Annotated in this window: 18 protein-coding genes; 8 read left to right on the top strand and 10 right to left on the bottom strand. The window is 37.2% G+C overall.

Going from position 1 to position 14,976, the window contains the following annotated elements; all coding sequences use genetic code 11:
* Nucleotides 1-71: 71 nt before the first annotated feature.
* The 6 genes from AB5627_RS00165 to AB5627_RS00140 all read right to left on the bottom strand — a co-directional run bounded on the left by AB5627_RS00165 (nt 72) and on the right by AB5627_RS00140 (nt 5,938).
* A complete protein-coding gene (locus tag AB5627_RS00165) occupies nt 72-338 on the bottom strand; it encodes a hypothetical protein (RefSeq protein WP_333634928.1) in 267 nt (88 codons plus the stop codon).
* A 12-nt stretch (nt 339-350) separates the two neighbouring features.
* The gene (locus tag AB5627_RS00160; RefSeq protein ID WP_333634927.1) at nt 351-839 is read right to left on the bottom strand and encodes a gamma-glutamylcyclotransferase family protein; all 489 of its coding nucleotides are present in this window, start codon (nt 837-839) and stop codon (nt 351-353) included.
* 19 nt (nt 840-858) lie between these two features.
* Nucleotides 859-1,947, bottom strand: coding sequence for an amidoligase family protein (locus tag AB5627_RS00155; RefSeq protein ID WP_333634926.1), 1,089 nt, complete (start codon nt 1,945-1,947; stop codon nt 859-861).
* Nucleotides 1,948-2,006: 59 nt separating this feature from the next.
* Nucleotides 2,007-3,623 carry a recombinase family protein gene (locus AB5627_RS00150; RefSeq protein WP_368369613.1) on the bottom strand — a complete coding sequence of 539 codons (1,617 nt, stop codon included), beginning with the start codon at nt 3,621-3,623 and terminating at the stop codon, nt 2,007-2,009.
* A complete protein-coding gene (locus tag AB5627_RS00145) occupies nt 3,559-4,500 on the bottom strand; it encodes a recombinase family protein (RefSeq protein WP_265290366.1) in 942 nt (313 codons plus the stop codon). Before AB5627_RS00145 ends, AB5627_RS00150 begins: the two co-directional genes overlap by 65 nt.
* Nucleotides 4,501-4,606: 106 nt before the next feature.
* Nucleotides 4,607-5,938 (bottom strand): recombinase family protein, encoded by a 1,332-nt coding sequence (locus AB5627_RS00140; protein ID WP_302837665.1) that lies wholly within the window; start codon nt 5,936-5,938, stop codon nt 4,607-4,609.
* 236 nt (nt 5,939-6,174) lie between these two features.
* Here AB5627_RS00140 and AB5627_RS00135 point away from each other — a divergent pair, with 236 nt between their 5' ends.
* Together AB5627_RS00135 and AB5627_RS00130 are read left to right on the top strand one after the other, a co-directional pair.
* A complete protein-coding gene (locus AB5627_RS00135) occupies nt 6,175-6,675 on the top strand; it encodes an RNA polymerase sigma factor (RefSeq protein ID WP_117878543.1) in 501 nt (166 codons plus the stop codon).
* Nucleotides 6,662-7,423, top strand: a complete 762-nt coding sequence (locus AB5627_RS00130; RefSeq protein WP_117878541.1) for a hypothetical protein — start codon at nt 6,662-6,664, stop codon at nt 7,421-7,423. Before AB5627_RS00135 ends, AB5627_RS00130 begins: the two co-directional genes overlap by 14 nt.
* Nucleotides 7,424-7,476: 53 nt before the next feature.
* Here AB5627_RS00130 and AB5627_RS00125 read toward each other — a convergent pair whose 3' ends face one another.
* The 4 genes from AB5627_RS00125 to AB5627_RS00110 all read right to left on the bottom strand — a co-directional run bounded on the left by AB5627_RS00125 (nt 7,477) and on the right by AB5627_RS00110 (nt 9,896).
* Nucleotides 7,477-7,728: a hypothetical protein gene (locus AB5627_RS00125; protein WP_117878540.1), complete on the bottom strand. Its 252-nt coding sequence runs from the start codon at nt 7,726-7,728 to the stop codon at nt 7,477-7,479.
* Between the two features lie 163 nt (nt 7,729-7,891).
* Nucleotides 7,892-8,326 carry a sigma factor-like helix-turn-helix DNA-binding protein gene (locus AB5627_RS00120; protein WP_022287129.1) on the bottom strand — a complete coding sequence of 145 codons (435 nt, stop codon included), beginning with the start codon at nt 8,324-8,326 and terminating at the stop codon, nt 7,892-7,894.
* A gap of 485 nt (nt 8,327-8,811) precedes the next feature.
* Nucleotides 8,812-9,174 carry a helix-turn-helix domain-containing protein gene (locus AB5627_RS00115; protein ID WP_022287130.1) on the bottom strand — a complete coding sequence of 121 codons (363 nt, stop codon included), beginning with the start codon at nt 9,172-9,174 and terminating at the stop codon, nt 8,812-8,814.
* A gap of 326 nt (nt 9,175-9,500) precedes the next feature.
* Nucleotides 9,501-9,896, bottom strand: a complete 396-nt coding sequence (locus AB5627_RS00110; protein ID WP_022287132.1) for a helix-turn-helix domain-containing protein — start codon at nt 9,894-9,896, stop codon at nt 9,501-9,503.
* 167 nt (nt 9,897-10,063) lie between these two features.
* Here AB5627_RS00110 and AB5627_RS00105 point away from each other — a divergent pair, with 167 nt between their 5' ends.
* From AB5627_RS00105 to AB5627_RS00080, 6 genes are all read left to right on the top strand, one after another.
* Nucleotides 10,064-10,792 (top strand): LytTR family DNA-binding domain-containing protein, encoded by a 729-nt coding sequence (locus tag AB5627_RS00105; protein ID WP_022287133.1) that lies wholly within the window; start codon nt 10,064-10,066, stop codon nt 10,790-10,792.
* Complete coding sequence (locus AB5627_RS00100) at nt 10,789-12,096, top strand: sensor histidine kinase (RefSeq protein ID WP_022287134.1); 1,308 nt, start codon at nt 10,789-10,791, stop codon at nt 12,094-12,096. The genes AB5627_RS00105 and AB5627_RS00100 overlap by 4 nt, the downstream gene beginning before the upstream one ends.
* Before the next feature lie 122 nt (nt 12,097-12,218).
* Nucleotides 12,219-12,794, top strand: coding sequence for an accessory gene regulator B family protein (locus AB5627_RS00095; protein ID WP_022287135.1), 576 nt, complete (start codon nt 12,219-12,221; stop codon nt 12,792-12,794).
* 1 nt (nt 12,795) lies between these two features.
* Nucleotides 12,796-12,930 (top strand): hypothetical protein, encoded by a 135-nt coding sequence (locus AB5627_RS00090; RefSeq protein ID WP_265290369.1) that lies wholly within the window; start codon nt 12,796-12,798, stop codon nt 12,928-12,930.
* A gap of 118 nt (nt 12,931-13,048) precedes the next feature.
* Entirely contained in the window at nt 13,049-13,453 is a 405-nt protein-coding gene (locus AB5627_RS00085) for a hypothetical protein (protein WP_022287136.1), read from the top strand.
* A 206-nt stretch (nt 13,454-13,659) separates the two neighbouring features.
* Nucleotides 13,660-14,805 carry a hypothetical protein gene (locus tag AB5627_RS00080; protein WP_022287137.1) on the top strand — a complete coding sequence of 382 codons (1,146 nt, stop codon included), beginning with the start codon at nt 13,660-13,662 and terminating at the stop codon, nt 14,803-14,805.
* The last annotated feature ends 171 nt before the right edge of the window (nt 14,806-14,976 follow it).

The following is a 14,976-nucleotide window of genomic DNA, read 5'->3' as shown; positions in this document are numbered from 1 at the left end:
TAACTACGTAAATTTAATTTGTTAACGAATTTGGCATAAGGTGAAGATTTTAGACACAAAATGCACATTTTCTATGTGACAATCGGGTTGGAATCTATCTGATATATTTTGTTCTCACAATCAATAAAATCCTTCGCAAACTGTTCCGCCTCAGCCAAACTGTCCTCAAGTATCTCAAACCCCACAGCCGCAGAAAAGTTGTATATCTCGACCTGCTCGGTTTCGTCAGCGAAAACCTGTATCAAAAAGCCCTCACAGAGAATTTTATTGCCTTTCTTGTCAACCCTGGGGATATATTTGTCAGGCGTAATTCTCACATAAAAATCCTTGTATCTCATTTCACCACCTCCTTAAAGCTTCAATTGAAGATCATCATATTCGTCAAGCTCTTCATCTTGAATTTCATCAAAACATTGTTCGCAAACCGACTTTTCAAGTGCCGCTCTCAGATAGCTTGTATCCATACCGTTCGCCTCATAACCCTGCTTTATAACGTTGTAGTAATAGCTCATAGGCGGTGAAATGTGACCGCTGTTCATCAGATATGCCATACATTCTTTCTTTTCGCCATTAACATCTATCTCAAAAAGCTCCTTGCGGTAATAGTTCGGAAAGCCTTCATATTTGTCAAGACTGTGCTCATCTCGTCCGTCTATCTCCCATATGAGTACGGGAACTTCCGATTTATCATTCGGCACGATCGTCGCAACACCTCTGAATTCAAGCTCGTATCCTTTCAGCATCTCCTTGCTTACGATCTTTGAATTCGGGCAGCGGTTTGCCATTTGTTCAAGATTGATGTTGCTGCCATAAGCGATATATAATCTTCTGTATTCCATAAAAATCTCCTTTTCAAATTTACATACTCATTTCAAGTTCTTCAACACCGTCACATTCGCTTTCTGACGGCTCGTTGTTTTCTTCGGGTACATTTTCGGCTTGTGTGCTGTTGTCGCTTACAGGCTCGGCACGCCGCTCACGAGCCGCTTGTTTTTCGAGCTCTCGTTTTTCTTTTAGCTTTGCCCTTGCAGCAATCCCGTCCTCCGGATGTCGCCAGGCTATGTCACCCTCAAGATGTTTCAGCAGATGTGTCCTGCAATTTTTGAATTCATCACCGATAAGTCCTAATCCCAGCAGCCATACTCTAAAGCTGTACCGCATATTATCGCTTTGAGAAACGTGAGGAGAACAGTATTTCTTTGTCATAGCCGCATTGCTTATGGCTAATGCAAGCACAATCTGACTTCTTACCTCACCGGCATGAAGTGAACCATTATACGCCCTTATCTCATAATGCCCGTGCTGAAAAAAGCTGTGCAGATTGCAGATCACATATCGGCTGTTTGAATAATGCTGAAACTGCTCACTCATCCTTCCACGATACCAAAGCTTTTTTATCTCCTCCATATCTTTGGGTTTCTTGCGGTTTATGTTCTCTATGAACTGCTTGTCCATCTTGTGGCAGTAGGATTCACGGGCAGATGATACCTGCAAAGCGTCCCACAGAAAGTTCTCCTTGCTTGCGAAGATGTTTACAAGATTTCGTATCTGCTGCGGTGTATAATCTTCGGCTGAAATGTGTATATGAGTGCCTGCACAATATCTAGGACCTGTTACTCCGCCTGCACGGCGTAATGCTCTGACAACTTCCTGCAAAAGCGGAATATCCTCATATTCCAGCACAGGAGAATTCATTTCCACGCTGTAAGATTTAGACGCATGTTCACCATTGGCATTGTAACAGTTGATACTTCCGTCATAAACTATCGCCCACTTTCTGTTCTTTGAATCAGTTACAATGTATTTGTCATAGCTTCCACCCTCGTGTTCAACACGCCCGTCAAGGACATTTGCCATAGCCTTTGCCGCCTGACTTCGTGTAAGTCCAGTCATTTCGATCTCAATGCCGTATTTTCTCGTTTTTATGCCGTTAAAATTTGATGACAATGTTACACCTCCCAACAAAAACAGCCTGCGAATATATCGCAAGCCGTAAATTTTAATCGTTATTCAATCTCCGCTTTGACCTCGTATCCCCCTTTAAAAATAACCAGTATTTCGGTCTTGCTCAGTACTTTGACGCACTCAATCAGTTTTCGTATAAGCACATTATCAAAGGTTTCCAACTCAAAATTCTCATGCTCTATCATATCTATAATTTTATCAAGCTTGTCCTGAGTTTGTTGCGAAGTTTTATTCTGAGATTTAAGGGTTTCCAATCGTTCGCTAAGCTGCTGTTCTTCTTGGTATAACTTTGCAAATTCGCTGTCGAGCTTGTCCTCATCGCAGCCGCCGGAAGCTATCAATCCGACTAAATCGTTTCTCGCTTGGTCGATTTCTTTAAGTCTGTTTTCGATGGCTATGATCTCTTCCTGCCCCTGACACTCAAGAACCGAGCCGATATTCGTTTTAAGAATCCTTGCAATGTCATTACGGCATGAATAATAGTTGTTTATCGCATAGATTATAGCTTTGTGGAGCTGTTCTTCCTTTATCGTAGGCGAGTCGGGACAATACTTTTTTCCATGTTCAAGTCGGCTTATGCAACGCCAAACTATTTGCTTTTTGCCTCTTGCCGCCCAAGTGGTTCTGCGATAAGGTGTGCCGCAGTGTCCACAAATAAGCAATTCGGTAAGAGCATATTTGCTTGAATACTTCCCTTGTTCCGTAACTGTTTTATCTGAAACTTTTCGTTTACTGGAACGCCTTGCAAGCTCCTGCTGAACTCTATTGTATGTGTCACGGTCGATTATGGGTTCATGATGATCTGTCACAAGATACATCGGACGTTCGCCGTGATTTTTAACCACCTTGTGGGTTATGCAGTCGGAAGTGAACGTCTTTTGCAGGAGTGCGTCACCTACATATTTTTCATTTTTCAGAATGCTGCGGATAAGTGATTCGTTCCATACTTTCTTTCCCTGTGAAGTCAAAATACCTTTGTTCTCGAGGAGCTTTTTTATCCTGCTCATGCTGTATCCGTCGAGAAACAGCGTATATATCAGCCTTACTGTTTCAGCCTCTTCGGGTACTATCTCCGGTTTTCCGTCTGCTCCTTTTTTATACCCAAGCAGATATTTATACTGGAACTGCACCTTGCCCTCACGGTAGGCTTTTCCTTTGCCCCAGCTTACGTTTTTACTTATGGATTCTGATTCTGCCTGAGCAAAACTTCCATACAGAGCTATCATAAATTCCGATGTCATAGTTAAGGTGTTTATGTTCTCTTTTTCAAAAATAACTCCGATACCCAAGTCTTTAAGTTGTCTGACATATTCAAGACAATCCACGGTATTTCGTGCAAATCTTGATATTGATTTGGTGATCACAAGATCTATCTTTTTGTTCCTGCACATTCTTATCATGCGGTTAAACTCGGTTCTTTTCTTCGTCTGAGTTCCGCTTATACCCTCATCTGCAAATATCCCCGCAAGCGTCCATTCCTTTTTTCTGTTGATAAGATCGGTGTAATATGCGATCTGGACCTGATAGCTGTTCTGCTGTTCTTCCTGAGCCGTAGATACTCGGCAGTATGCGGCAACTCTTAACTGGTGGTATTTATCCCTGCTTTCCGCTGTTTGCACTTTCGCAGGAATTATCGTTACATTCGGCGCTGTGGACATTTTTCTCATTCCTTTCCGTAATATTCTTAATACGTATTCCGTTAATAAGCTCAACCTCTATGACACAAAAATGGCTTATCCAAATTCGTGAAACACACGCTTTAAATAAGCCAATATCGAGTGTATTTAATTGTTTGTGATTCTCAAGCAAAGCCTTGATTTCCTCTGTTTTCTGCGGGCTGTCATTGTAAGTGCAGCAATCATATTTCATCTCGGCAAGTTTGAAGATCTCTGCTTTTACTCTGTCAAAATCTGCTTGGGCAGAATCCGTCATATGGTTTATCTCATTTTGCTTACGGACTATATCCGCAGTAGGTGAATATGTGCTTATCTCGCCGCCCGATTCCAACAGACTTGGATTTGCTATTGCCGAATTAATAACATTAAGTACAGCACCTATGATCATTTGATCTGTAATCCGATATTCAAGCTTGTAACAATCGTGATTTTTGCAATCCCAATGCTCATACTTTGAATTGCCGCCTATCCTTGAAAGTTTGTGACCGCATTCGGAGCAGTATGTACGGTTCCTGATTTCTCGCAAATCAGCGGATATCAGATTAAGTGTAGTTGCTTTCCGTATCCGCTTTTTATTTGCAAGTCTAAAAGTATCATCATCAATTATCTGCGGATATTTGTCAGTACCGAGATACTTTTCATTCTCAATTATCCGCTTAACCATGTTCTTGTTCCACTTATCCGAATCAGCATTGTAGCGAATTTTCTCTGACTGCATAAGCTTTGCGATCTCAGACAAACTTCTGCCTTTCAGATACTCGTCAAATATTTTAACAACGGCGTAAACTTCTTTTGGCTCGGTTGTTATCTCACCGTTTTTCATACAGTATCCGAACGGTATCGTTCTGTTTTTAGCCATGATCTCGCCTCCTTTCGACCTACAACAATACCACATTTTCTTCTCAAAAGCTATTACCAACAGCAACAAAAAACTGCCTTGCGATTTGACTTGCAAGGCAGTTTGGCTATATTTTTTCTTCAAACTTTAATCCGCCTATCAAATGAAATTCCAGCTCATGTTGACTTTTAACAACTATCTTATCAACAATGCTTTCAAATGCCGTTTCTTCAAACTCTGTCATAGGACTATCTCTTTTTTCAAAGAAGTCGATAAGTATTTCGATCTTATCAAGTGTTTCGTCCTCATCGTCTGAGCGTGTAAGCTTTTTCAGCTCTGCTTGCAGCTTATTGATCTTTGCCGTAAACTCAGTAGTCTGCTCAATGTATTTAGCCTCGTCAAGAAATCCCTTTGTTTTCAATCTTGCAAGTACATGAGTCTGTTCACGAAGCTTAGCGATTTCTTTGCTAATGTCCATTACTTGAGTTTTACCGCTGAATTTTCTGAATTTTAAGTCCTGCAATGCTGTTTGAAGAGGTACAAGTATTTGCTTATAATCATGCCATAATTTATTGTGAAGTCTTATAAAACTTTGCTTGATAAACTTTTCCTCAACTCGTTTATTCATGCACAATTCTGCTAAATTATCGTGTTTGCGACAAACCCAGTATATTTTATTTCTACTATCTTTGCGTTTGTATTTTGTTCCACAGTTGGCACATATCAATTTTCCTCTGAACGGTGATTCAGACACTATATTTTTATGTTTTCTGCTTTCAATCAATTTTTGAGCTTTTTCAAATATTTCTATCGAAATTATTGCTTCATGAGTATTCTGAATATAATATTTGTTTAATTGTCCATTGTTTTGAATCTTTCTATATGGAAGATTATTTGTCGTAAATGTTTTTTGATAAACTGAATCGCCAATATATTTTTCGTTGGAAAGAATATATCGAATGCCATAATAACTGAATTTATCTTTATACGCTTTGTACTTGCTCTGACAGATTTCTGAAATTCGCTGATAACCAATACCATTCAAAAACATATCAAAAATTTCTTCCACAATCTGAGCTTGAATTTTGTCAATAATCAATGCGCCATTATTTAACTTAAAACCAAATGGTGCAGAAAAAACATTTACAATTCCTTTTTCAAATCTTTTTTGATAACTCCATTTCAAGTTTTTTGAAATGGATACCGATTCTTCCTGAGCCAGACCGCCCATAATGGTTATCATCATCTCGTCAGTCATATCGGCAGTATCGATATTCTCTTTTTCAAACAGCACAGTTATGCCTAAGCTTTTCAGCTCTCTGATATTTTTCAGGCAGTCTTTGGTGTTTCGGGCAAATCGGCTGATAGACTTTGTATATATCCTGTCTATCTTGCCTTTCCGGCAGTCGCTTATCATTCGCTGAAACTCGTCACGCTTGTCCTCACGAGTACCTGTTATTCCCTCATCTATCTAAAAGCCGTCTCTGATACAATTTTATTTTTACAGAAAAACGGGTTCAAATTTCTCGGACGGGTTCAAATTTTGTAACCTTTCCGTAGATAAGGCTCGGAATTTTCAATTTTATCATATTGCTATCAGAAACTGGCGTTATAATGGTTTCTGATATTTTTTCTTTTTTATCCGACACTTTGGCGTTCTCAATTGTATTAGTAGTGAAAGGAGGGCAAGGCAAGATGTCAAAATCTTTGTTGCGTACGGACAAAGAGATTGCGGAGATCTACAAACGCCACAGTAAAACTGTTTATCGCGTCTGCTTTGCTTACATGAAAAATCCTGCTGATACCGAGGATGCAGTTCAGGATACATTCTTCCAGCTAATCAAGAGCGGTCCCGCTTTTGAAAGCGAAGAACACGAAAAGGCATGGCTTATCAGAACTGCCACGAACATTTGCAAAAATGTCCTGCGGCATTGGTGGCGCAGACACGAGAACATCGAGGATTTCTACAATCTCCCCAGCTCAGAAAATATCGAAACAGATGATATTTTCCAAGTGGTTATGGAACTCCCCGAAAAGTATAAGACCGTGGTCTATCTGTATTATTATGAAGGATATACCAGCGTGGAAATCGCAGGCATCCTGAAAAAGCCGCAATCGACAATCCGTAATTATTTGCACGAGGCTCGTGCCATCCTCAAAGAAAGGTTAGGTGATGATTTCGATGAAGAACAATAAAATCATTACTTCTTGGGACAAAATCGAACCGAGCGATTCTGCAAATGATCGTATGCTTTCTGCGATTTTAGAGAAGAACCGTTCTGTTCATGACAGAAAGGATAAGGTGAACTATATGTCACAGAGAAAGAATTTCAAAAAGTTCCTGATTCCAGTTGCCGCTTGCCTGGTAGCCATAGTCGCAGTAACAGGAATTGTTGGCAGCAATATGGGATGGTTTGGTTCTAAAGGTTATACTGTTAATCTTGCAAACGGTGACTCCATTGTCTATCACATCGGAAGTACCAACGTGGCAAGTATTCATGTCGGCTATCCCGTTTCATCGCGTAAACTGACAGATGCAGAATTGGACGCCATACTTCCTGAAACCACTGAACGAAGATCAGCCATCGGAACTTTCCGAGAGGAAAACGGGGAGCTGCTCCGAGTCGAAGGAAAACTCGGTGATGCGACAATCATATTTGCCCAGGATAATTTTCCAATAAGCGATGTGGTTCTGGAAGGAAACGAAAGCAGCTCATCGGTAAACGGAATTCCTGTCACTACGGGATACTTTGTTACCAGTCCCAACAGCAGAGGTGAGCAATCCGCAATATTCTTCGCTTCGTTCTCTATTGGAAATACGAATGTCTATGTGGAGTGTTATGGAGACAAAAGCGATGCAGATGCGGTAAGTCAAGAAACGGCAGATTTGATTTTCAGCATCATAACAAAAGGTGAGCCCGATTTTTCGGCTATTACAAAGTAAGACAGAAAAGCTCCCCACATCGGTTCAAAGTGAGCCGTTGTGGGGAGTAATCTTTATACTCGGATTTCCAATCCGTTATGGAAGGTAACCCGGATGTCATCTTTGCCGTAGACCGTGATGAAGTCGCACATTGCGTACCAGGTGCCTTCCTCAAAGTAATCGACCTGCTCCGGCAGCGACCGCAGCACCTTCATGAAGTTCTCCATCATCTGTCTCTGAGCCTGCCGCTTGGTTATCGCCGACTGCGTTTCATCCAGTTTTGCCTTTGCTGCATCGAATTTTGAAACGTCATATTTATCGCTCATCCTTTCGGAGTCTTGGCGTATGGTTTCTTTGGCTGCCGAGATTTCATACCGGCCGTGTGATTAACATACTTACAGAGTTGATATTCTATTGTCAAGTTACTTGGAGCTTTTATTCTCCTTACACTTGTATAGGGGTAGAAGTCGGATATTTAACAACCGTTTTTTATTGCAATTTTAAAAGTTTGTTAAGTTTGCATAAAATCCTACGTTTCTTTTTGTTAATGTTTTGCTGAGTGTTATGTAGAAAACAAGCCACCTCGTTTTCCGTTTTATTTTCAAAATATATTGCAAAGATCAACCTACGTTCATCCTCAGAAAGTTCATTCAGACAGCTATACAGCTTTTCAAATTTAATATTCTGTATCACTCTTCTTTCGACATCGTCATTTTCTGTTCGGAACTCCTGAAAGTTTTCAAGTTCTCCGTTAATGTTTCCTTTTAACGCAGAGAACTGGATCTCGTGCTTATAGAACGATTTATTGTTGTCATCAATATTCCATTGGGTTCTATTGTAATATGTGCGGATCTTTTCGCTTACTTCAATTTCAACGTATCTTTTGGTTATAGTGTCATAAACACTTACTATGTTTTTGCTCATTTTTTATTCCTCCGTTTTGATTTTCTTGTTCTGAATCAAAACGAAGGCTTATGGATATTTGGCTATGTATTGCTGCCAGTATTTAAAAATGGGCATAAAAAAACTCCATTTCTGCTCTTAAAGCAAAAATGGAGTTAACAAAAATAAAAAAATAGAAACCGACACTAGCTTTAAAAGCTACTTGTCAGGCTTCTACTCCGATTTTAAACAAACGTGTGATGCTTGTACTAAGTAATTAATATTATTTAATGGTTTTAACGTTATTGTTTCTCGGCATTTCCAACACTTGATCATAACTGCAAAGTTTGTACCGAAATAACTATTCTCGCCTTTTCCTGTTATTACATCAAAAAGTCTGCCACCACATATTGGGCAGCGTATATGATGTATATTATCTATTGTCAATCTATCAATCCTCCGACGTTTAGCTGGTAAGCTAAACTGATGCTAAATAAATTTGCGGCATAAACCGCAAAATTATTTGTTCATTTTTGAAGTTGGTCTATGAAATCAAGCCAATCTTTTTCTGTTGCACTATTTTCCTGTGCTTTACGAATCGCTTTTGTTACAATATTATTGCTCTTTAGATATGTAATAATGTCCGGACTAATTGTATCATTTGATGCTGCATAGAGATCATATATTTTATGTGTTTCCGCTTCGTCCAAGTGCAATTTATTAATCATTCGGTCAAGCACTTCAATAGTTGGATTGCTTCTTGCTCCGCTTTCAAGTTGACTGAGATATGCTGTAGATATCCCAATCTGTCTTGCGAGTTCTTGCTTGGTCATAGAGTGTTGTATTCGTTTCTCGGATATGAACTGACCGAATCTGAGTTTGTCAGTCATGTTTTGTGTTCTTTACTGAACTACGATTTTAAAAACAGAAACACCTGCAAAATCGTACAATTCAGTATATTGATCAAAATTTTTTACATTTGAAGCTCTCCAAGCATTTATAGTCATAAAAATTCTCCTTATTAAATTTCATATGATGCATGAGTCTTATTTAATTATACGTTTTACATTATCGATGTCAACAAAATTGGCATAAGGTGAAGATGTTTAGCACGAAATGCAAAGATCAGAAAACTAACATAATATGCTTGACCTTGCTGTTTTATTATGGTAAAATAAAAAAGAACCCTGATACAAATTCAGAGTTCTAAATTGAATTATTTTTTTGACTTTCCTATAACCTCAATGAAATACGCTAAATGCTCACGTTCTGCGTTGTCCATCTTTGCCATTATTTCTACAGCGTCGCCTATAGTCATTTTATTTGTTAGCTTTATTGCATAAGTGTCATTAAGATTTGTCCTGCTTGCACTTTTGCCGAGAATATAATCTGTAGTAACGTTATAAAAGTCGGCAAGTCGATACACAACTTCTGTAGGTGGGACAGTTAATCCTTTTTCATAGTGAGAAATCGTGCTAGGAGAAAGATGAAGATGTTTTGCTATATCTGTTTGTGTTAGAAAGTTTAGCTCTCGCAGATTGATCAATGTTTTAGCTATAATGCGTTTTTGCTTTTCGCCAAAAACATTTGAACTTTTTACTTGCTTTTTCATAATATATGCTCCGCCTCTCTTTCCGGTTCCAACACTTTTATTATAGTATAAATATAGTCCAAAGTCATAAATCTGTATTATTTATAAAAATCAGCGAATTTTGTCGTAAAATTATATCACAAATACAATTGTTGTGATTTATACTACATTTTAAGGAGGAAATACATATGCTCAGAGTGGCAATATGTGATGATAATAACGTATTTGTTAATAAAATGTCACAAGCTGTAAAATCTGAATTTACAAGGCAGAATAATGAAGATATTGAGTTAGAGACCTATGTTTCAAGCGAATTAATGTTCCAGCACCACTTAATAAAGCCATTTGATGTGATTTTTCTCGATATTGATATGCCGGAGCTCGACGGATTTCAATTAGCGGCTAAGATTTCAAGTTCAAACGACTGTTACATAATTTTTGTTACCAATCATCCTGAACTGGTTTATGATAGTCTTTATTTCCGACCACTGAATTTTATAACCAAAAGCAATGATTCTTTTTTCACAGAAAAACTACATAGTGTGGTTAATCAGCTCTTCAATGAAATGAAGCAAAACACAATTATTATTTTGGAAAATAAAGAAGTCGGAAGAGTTCCGCTGCAAATAAAGAGCATTTATTATATTGAGAGCAGTAAACATTATGTTATCTATCATTCAGAACATAACGAACCGATAAAGATCAGAGGTAATATTGGTGAATTGGAGATTCATTTTTCTCAATATGATTTTGCTCGGATACACAAGAGTTTTCTAGTTAATCTTCGTCACATTTTTAATATAGATAGAAATAAAGACGAGATAATTTTTAAGCAAGGCTTTAGATTAAATATGAGTAAAAACTACAAACAAACTGTTGATGAGAAATTAACACAGTATTTGAGGAAGACAAAATGAAGAACTTGCTATGGAAATGCTTTGAGCTTGTGATTAATTATTATCAGGGCTTTATTATGACATGGTTTGTGTATAGATTTCTAAATCCTAAATCTCTCAAACAGGCAAAAACATTTCTTTCGATTTTTAGTATCATATTTGGAACAACCATAACCCTGTTAAATCACATCACTTTATATGAGGGATTTACAAGTACTTTATATTTAGTTATATTGTTGGTATATGCCATTATTGCCTTTAACGACAGTATTATTAAAAAACTACTATCAACGATCATTCCCAATATTATTCTGCTGCTTATCACTTCTGTTGAACTTAATTTATTATCATCTCTAAATAGAATAAGCGTCAAGGACTTGATTACAAATGATAATAGCGTAAGATTCATGACTTTGATTGTAATCCAGATTTCTCTTTGGATCTCCTTGAAAATTATAATCAAGCTGTTCAAATTCTCTGACAGTTATACAATATCAGATTGGTCTCCGATTATCACAGTATTAATATCTTCCTTTATTCTAGTATCACTTCTCCATGTACTTTCACTCAATGCGGATGATACGCAAAGAATATACATCAATTTATCATACCTGGTTATCATTATACTGAATTTCCTAATGTTTTACGTTATTTATTCACTCTTCTTCAAGAATGCTCAGATAAAGAATATGAAGGTACTATCCGTAAAAGAACAGTATATGGAACAGTATGTTAATAATGCGGAGACTCAATACGAGCTGATCAGAAAAATAAGGCACGATATAAAGGATCAACTTACCACCGTTTATGAATTGCTCACAAGTGGCAAAACCGAAGATGCTTTGGAATTTATTGAACAATCCAACGGCATTGTTAAAGCTACAATGACATTTGTTCAAACCAATAATCCAGTTGCAAATGCAATAATCAACTCTAAATTGTCTACTGCATCAACTTTAGGAATAAAGGTGTCATGTATTACGGTAAATGACTTTGTAGGTATCAATGAGCTTGATCTATGTGACTTATTGAGCAATACTTTGGAAAATGCGATCACAGCCTGTGAAGCTATGCCGCCAGATTTAAACAAGTTTATCTATTTGGAAATCAGTAAAGAAAACAACATTTATACATTTATAGTGAAAAATTCTCTAGATAAGTCTGTTATTAGCGAAAATCCAAAATTAAAAACCACAAAGAAAGATATCATAAACCATGGACTTGGCACTTCTATTATTAGGGACATAGTAAATAAATACAGTGGAAGATATGATTACTATGAAATTGACAATGCTTTCTGCTGCTCTATAATCTTAGAAACTTAACTCATATGATAGCTCGGCTTATGCCGAGTTATTTTTTTGTGCCTGAAAACTGCACAATATGCCAAAACGCTTGACGAAAGATATTTTATATTGTAAAATTCAAAAAAAGCAAGGTGAAAATTATGAATTACTTGGTATCTCAGATTGTTAATTTTATTACGGAACAAGATGTAATCAGTGATGAATCAGATGTACAAGACTTTTATAGATATGGAATAGAAATAAGTATTTCATCGTTACTTAACATAGTTCTTGTTGTAATAGCAGGTATCCTTATTCATCATATAATCGAAAGTATTGTTTTTCTTTCACTATTTATACTTATCAGATCATTCACCGGAGGCTATCATGCCGACACATACTTTAGGTGCAATCTATTGATGTGTACTACATTCATATTAACCGCTTTAGCCAATAGTATATTTTCTAATAAATTCTCCCTATTGATTATTATTGTTTTAATCTGTGTTACTGAACTGATAGTTTCTATCTTGGGTCCTATAGAGAATAAGAATAAACCAATTGATGATTCGAAAAGAATAAAGCTTAAAATAATAGGGATAGTTATAACTTTAATAATTAATTGTACCGGATTGTTTCTTTCGAGAAGTTATCTAGGTACAATGATTATATTAACAACTTTTTTAATTGCCTTGCTCATGATTGCAGCAAAGATTAAAGAGAGAGGAAGTGATTAATGTGAAAAGTTTAAAAAAACTACTAGCTGAAATGATTCAGAAGATTGCAAAACATACAGCAATTTTGGCTTGTGGAGCAGCTTCGGCATACGGCGGATATCAGACTAGAGAACCTAAGAACATTTACAAGAGATAAGCATCAAAAACACAATTCAAAAGATTGGCATATTCGACTATTACGATCTACACTAGTATAGTTTTGAGCTGAATTAATCATTTTGTGCAGGAAGAAGATTGATTCAAAGGTTTTCAATATGAAACTTAAGAAGAAAATTGCGGCTATGGGTGCTGCTGTTATGATAATGGCTTCTATGAGTGCTATAGGTGCTAGTGCGTATCAAGCATCATATGAGGATAGTTATCGAATTATACTTGCATATACGTCTTATACTCCAAGCGAGACAGATTCAGTGGGAACGGTAACGAATCTTTCAACTACAAAAACAAATTACTCTGTACAGTCACCCCTTTATTACAAGACTTCTGCAGCAAAAATCGGTTCTTATACTCCTTCTGGATGGAAAAATGGTACGCTGTCCAAAGGTCAGCTTTTGAAAGCAACAACAACCCATAACCGTAATACTAGTTATAAGTATTCTGCCAGAACTCTAGTCATGAAAGATAATAGAGTTTTTAAGGATATTCAGTCTGATTACTAATATATAACCCTGAGGAGCTAAAGCTCCTGCGGCAAGCTTGCTTCGTCGCAGCCGATGAAAAGCTACGCTTACATCGGGCTTTGCTCCGAATTAAATATGCATTAAAGAAATTTTAATAAAAATCAATTGAACATTTTACAAAGGCAATGCATTATCTGAATAACATCAGATAATGCATTGCCTTAATGGGTTTGAAGGAGGAAAGAATGTACACGCTGAAAAATCTTAGAAATATGATGAAAAATCATACCGGTATGCTGGTTCTACTTGTGATTTCTATGTTTGTTTCATTCGGGGTTTTGTTTTTCGGTGTTGGATTGTACTATCAGTACAGCAAAAATATTGAGGACGGCGAAATTGACAGCTATGCTGTCGGTTTTTCCATAAATGACATTATTACAAAAAAAAATTTTTGTGAGTTTGTGAAGAATATGCCGAATAAGCTTATGGGTGATGTTTCATATATTACCTGTTTTTCGTCCACGCAGGTAAGCGGAATTGATGAGGAAATACCTGTCGCATTCTATCTTCAGTATTCTGAAGGAAAATTTGAATATTCCGATAACGTATTTCAGCCAATGATTGATGACCTTGTAATTAAGGACGGCAGTTTTTTCACGCAGGAGCAATATTCAAACGGAGAAAAAAAGGCTGTTGTAATGGGCAGCGGAAATGTAAATCAGCCGACTTCAGCACCCGAATATACAAATTCGGTTACAGCATTCGGTCAGAGCTATGATGTTATCGGCACAATAAACCCTGCTAACAGCAGCTATTTTTTTTACAGTATCTATGTTCCGTTCAGCTCAGTCCCCGACGATACAATTATGAACGACGGGGTTTATCTTGCACTCAACAATAAAATCACTAAATCTGAATATGATGATTTTACCGCATATATCAGCGAATTTTTCAAAGATAAAATCACTCTTTATGAACCGGCATTCGACTTGGCATCAAACACTTCCTACTACATAACAGTTGTACTGATTTCGGTAATCATTGCCATTCTTTCGGCATTGAACATTTCCATTCTGTATAATTACATCATTATCAGCAGAACAAGACAACTGACCATTATGCGTATCTGCGGAGGGTTAACCTCAAATCTGAGCATATCAACCGCAAATGAGATTATTCTTATTATGCTTCCTGTAAGCATTATTTCAGCTTTGTGCTATGATAAATTTATTCTTACTGTACTTTCAGCTAAATTTCCGCTTATGAAAGCTGCATATAATCCATATGTTTACGCAGAAATAATTTTGATTTACTCTGCAATATCGTATCTTCTTAATCTGTTTTTGCTTCATCATAATCTCGGCAAAAAAATTAAGGAGGGATTGAAATGAGAATTAAGTTATACGGCAGGGTTATCGGTATATTCCTGAAAAAGCACTCGTTTATCAATGTTTTAATAAGCCTCCAGCTGATTGCTGTTTTTGTTATCGGAATAATTATGACATCGATAATAGACGAAAAGGCTTCCTCATATGAGGCTGTCAAACCGCTGCTTAATGGCG

The organism is Ruminococcus sp. RTP21198st1_G1_RTP21198_201120 (assembly GCF_040924265.1).
Classification (GTDB): Bacteria; Bacillota; Clostridia; order Oscillospirales; family Ruminococcaceae; genus Hominimerdicola; species Hominimerdicola aceti.
Note: the sequence above shows the minus strand (reverse complement) of the source record. Positions and strands in the feature narration are given on the sequence as shown.

Coding starts and splice junctions, on each gene's coding strand:
- AB5627_RS00105 (WP_022287133.1), top strand. CDS start 10,064: ATGCTCAGAGTGGCAATATGTGATGATAATAACGTATTTGTTAATAAA.
- AB5627_RS00165 (WP_333634928.1), bottom strand. CDS start 338: ATGAGATACAAGGATTTTTATGTGAGAATTACGCCTGACAAATATATC.
- AB5627_RS00145 (WP_265290366.1), bottom strand. CDS start 4,500: ATGGCTAAAAACAGAACGATACCGTTCGGATACTGTATGAAAAACGGT.
- AB5627_RS00085 (WP_022287136.1), top strand. CDS start 13,049: ATGAAACTTAAGAAGAAAATTGCGGCTATGGGTGCTGCTGTTATGATA.
- AB5627_RS00130 (WP_117878541.1), top strand. CDS start 6,662: ATGAAGAACAATAAAATCATTACTTCTTGGGACAAAATCGAACCGAGC.
- AB5627_RS00115 (WP_022287130.1), bottom strand. CDS start 9,174: ATGACTGACAAACTCAGATTCGGTCAGTTCATATCCGAGAAACGAATA.
- AB5627_RS00135 (WP_117878543.1), top strand. CDS start 6,175: ATGTCAAAATCTTTGTTGCGTACGGACAAAGAGATTGCGGAGATCTAC.
- AB5627_RS00110 (WP_022287132.1), bottom strand. CDS start 9,896: ATGAAAAAGCAAGTAAAAAGTTCAAATGTTTTTGGCGAAAAGCAAAAA.
- AB5627_RS00120 (WP_022287129.1), bottom strand. CDS start 8,326: ATGAGCAAAAACATAGTAAGTGTTTATGACACTATAACCAAAAGATAC.
- AB5627_RS00080 (WP_022287137.1), top strand. CDS start 13,660: ATGTACACGCTGAAAAATCTTAGAAATATGATGAAAAATCATACCGGT.
- AB5627_RS00125 (WP_117878540.1), bottom strand. CDS start 7,728: ATGAGCGATAAATATGACGTTTCAAAATTCGATGCAGCAAAGGCAAAA.
- AB5627_RS00095 (WP_022287135.1), top strand. CDS start 12,219: ATGAATTACTTGGTATCTCAGATTGTTAATTTTATTACGGAACAAGAT.
- AB5627_RS00160 (WP_333634927.1), bottom strand. CDS start 839: ATGGAATACAGAAGATTATATATCGCTTATGGCAGCAACATCAATCTT.
- AB5627_RS00100 (WP_022287134.1), top strand. CDS start 10,789: ATGAAGAACTTGCTATGGAAATGCTTTGAGCTTGTGATTAATTATTAT.
- AB5627_RS00150 (WP_368369613.1), bottom strand. CDS start 3,623: ATGTCCACAGCGCCGAATGTAACGATAATTCCTGCGAAAGTGCAAACA.